The following is a 3,138-nucleotide window of genomic DNA, read 5'->3' on the forward strand; positions in this document are numbered from 1 at the left end:
GTTGTATCCTTCCCACCGTTCAGTCTTTATGCGGCTTCCAAGTTTGCACTTGAAGGCTTCTCGGAGGCATTCGCGCAGGAATTCGCAAGCTTCGGGATCAAGACGACGATTGTGGAGCCAGCCGTTTTTGCAACCGAGTTCCTCGGACACTCTTTGGAGCAGACCGAGAAAAAGCCGGAGTATATCCCGTACTACGAAGCTTATGAAAAAGGATTATCAAACATCAAGATTGGCGAACCGGCCAAAGCCGTACAATATATTATTTCCGTAATTAAAGAAGGCAATGCGCCGCTGCGGCTACCCGTTGGCTCGCAATCTGCGTATTCAATTCGTGATGCTTATAATAAACGGATGGAAGAACTGAGCGCATGGTACGATCGATCAGCTGAAGCAGACTCGAAATAATTATAGAACATTAGTAGAAGGCAGTACGCTAGGTATAGCGGGCTGCCTTTTTGGCGCTTACCCGAGTAGATCGTTTTCAACTTTTCTTCTTGACCCTAACACTTATAGTAGGGTTTAAAATGAGATTATCTTGAAGAAAATTTACAGAAAAGGAAAGGAGAACGTTATGGATATTACTCCACAAGAAGAAGTCATGATAAAGGCCCTGCGTGAAGCCGCATTGCCTCCTCTGTTTGTACTCATTCGAATTCGAAATGATATTATGAATGACTCCGTAAATGTAGAAGAGCGCCRGAGAGATGACGTCCAGGGAGCATTAGAAAAATACATCGGCCCGCTCTGGGAAGATTATCATGATGCAAAGAACACATAAGCAATAGGGGCACTTTCAACGAGTAGGAGGAACTACAGGCCGCTATATTGCTCAAAAGCAACCTTATCCGCCTCCAGGGGGAACTACAGTCTGCTATTTTGTCATTTCCACCGTAAAAACTTGCCATGGATGCAAAATAAGCACCTGTAGATACGATCAAAGAGGAAACGGCTTGGTTTTCTCGAAATAAGGGACTCCAGTTCCTTCGGGTATAGGTTTTAGCCGATTAAGACCGTCAGGTGGATTCAATCCCTGACGGTTTTTCCTATTTCCACTTGATGCAATTGGATTATTATGGTGTAATATATACAAACGTTTGTTCGTTTTTTTTACTGATGCCTCATTTATTCCTATAGAAAATTAGCGGGTGATTAAATGAAACTAGAACGATTAATATCGATTACTTATGCGCTTTTAAATAATGAAGTGATATCTGCTTCTGAGCTCGCGAACAAATATCAGGTCTCTCAAAGAACCATATATCGTGATATAGAGGCTATTTGTGCGGCAGGAATCCCTGTAGTATCCCATCAAGGCGTCAATGGCGGTTATGGAATTATTAAAGCGTATAAAATGGAGAAAAGTTTATTACATGACAACGATATAGAGTCTTTAATCACGCTTCTTCATAGCACGGCGACAGTGTTCAATGATGAGCGAGCAACGGAGACTATGCATAGGCTTCAAACCATTCAAAGCGATAAAATGCCAAGCCTGACCATCGATTTAGGAAGTTGGCGAGCTAACAATGCAATGCTGCATATGCTTCGAGCTGCCATAAACGCTAGACATGTCATTCATTTTGAATATTTGAACGCTAAGAATGAGAGGGCTAATCGGGTAGTTGAGCCAGTCAGCCTGCTGTTTAAGTATTATACTTGGTATTTACATGGGTATTGTAGAGCTCGTAAGGACTATCGTGTATTTAAACTTACAAGAATGATAGATTTGATTACCATGTCTGAAATATATCCGTGTATTCACTCAACGTTTCTACAAGATTTTTCTTTGGACTATCAGAAACAAGAAATCGTGGGAGCTGTTCTTCATATTTCAGGCAAATCATTGGCACATGCCTTGGATTGTTTTTATGCGGAGGATAAATACTTTCATGAAGATGGCACGCTTACGGTTACCATTATTAATCCTTTAGAAGTCGAATGGTTAGTTGAAACGATATTAAGTTTTGGTGAAGATGTGGAGGTTCTTGAACCACTCATGTTAAGGCATTTGCTCCAAGAGAAAATTGAAAAAATGTTAAATCGGTATCTATAAGTATGACAGACAGCTGTCATACTTGTTTGATTATAATGAGTTTAAAGCGAAGATAAATCATCTTAACAGGGAATTGGAGGTACACATCGTGCATCATTATCCGCATTTTTTTGAAGAAAAGATAAAAGAGCATAGATTGGAACTCAAAGAGATTGAAAGTAATGCCTGGAAGTGGACGCGATCAAACGCGAAACAATCAAAACCAAATAAATTCACTGTGCTAACTAGTCTTCTGGCACTAATCGGACTGAAATGATAACCAGCGCCTCCCCTGAGTCATTTGGAGGTGTTTTTCTTTTTGGGGATGGGGGAAATTTATTTTATTTGTTTTTGCTCTTGTATAATTCGACAGACTGTTGTAATTTAAAACGGACTATAAAGATAGAGAACTACTAAAGTAGTCCTCAGGAGAGGGAAGTGAAGAAACAAATGAAGCAATACAATACTAAGGCTATCATGGCATCGCTGCTGATCTGCGGCTTCGTAGGCATGTTCAGCGAGACGGCACTCAACATAGCTATTAGTAATTTAATGGACGTGTTCCAGATTTCAGCTGCCACTGCACAGTGGTTAACGACAGGGTTTTTGCTGACTCTCGGCATTCTAATGCCGATGACTGGATTACTGTTGCAATGGTTGACAACAAGGCAGCTTTTCGTCGTGTCGCTTGCGAGCTCGATCGTAGGAACATTGGTTGCCGCGCTTGCCATGAATTTTGAAATGCTGATGGTCGCTCGCGTTCTTCAGGCAGCTGGCATGGGTCTATTGATTCCACTCATGTTTAATACAATTCTTGTCGTATATCCCCCGGAGAAACGCGGTGCAGCGATGGGCTTCGTKGGTCTAGTTATCATGTTCGCACCGGCAACTGGCCCTACTGTGGCTGGACTTCTAATCGAATATTTAACATGGCACTACATTTTTTGGTTATCTCTTCCGTTCTTGATTATTGGACTTCTCATCGGTATGAGAAATCTGGAAAATGTCACCGAAGTCACCAAACCTCGGATCGATGTAATCTCCATTATTCTATCAACCATAGGGTTTGGCGGGGTCGTCTTTGGCTTCAGTAAAGCAGGTGAAGG

The 3,138-nt window shown here is 41.7% G+C and carries 4 protein-coding genes; all 4 read left to right on the forward strand.

Going from position 1 to position 3,138, the window contains the following annotated elements; genetic code table 11:
- A partial coding sequence (locus AC1DUA_RS31160; RefSeq protein WP_477503433.1) for an SDR family NAD(P)-dependent oxidoreductase occupies nucleotides 1-405 on the forward strand: 405 nt, incomplete at its 5' end.
- A 166-nt stretch (nucleotides 406-571) separates the two neighbouring features.
- Nucleotides 572-778, forward strand: coding sequence for a hypothetical protein (locus AC1DUA_RS31165; RefSeq protein ID WP_477503434.1), 207 nt, complete (start codon nucleotides 572-574; stop codon nucleotides 776-778).
- A gap of 375 nt (nucleotides 779-1,153) precedes the next feature.
- On the forward strand, nucleotides 1,154-2,053 hold the full coding sequence (locus AC1DUA_RS31170; protein ID WP_477503435.1) for a helix-turn-helix transcriptional regulator: 900 nt from the start codon (nucleotides 1,154-1,156) through the stop codon (nucleotides 2,051-2,053).
- Nucleotides 2,054-2,482: 429 nt separating this feature from the next.
- Nucleotides 2,483-3,138: MFS transporter (locus AC1DUA_RS31175; RefSeq protein WP_477503436.1), on the forward strand; the 656-nt coding region annotated here is incomplete at its 3' end.

This window comes from Paenibacillus sp. 01T422, from assembly GCF_056398785.1.

Coding starts and splice junctions, on each gene's coding strand:
- AC1DUA_RS31170 (WP_477503435.1), top strand. CDS start 1,154: ATGAAACTAGAACGATTAATATCGATTACTTATGCGCTTTTAAATAAT.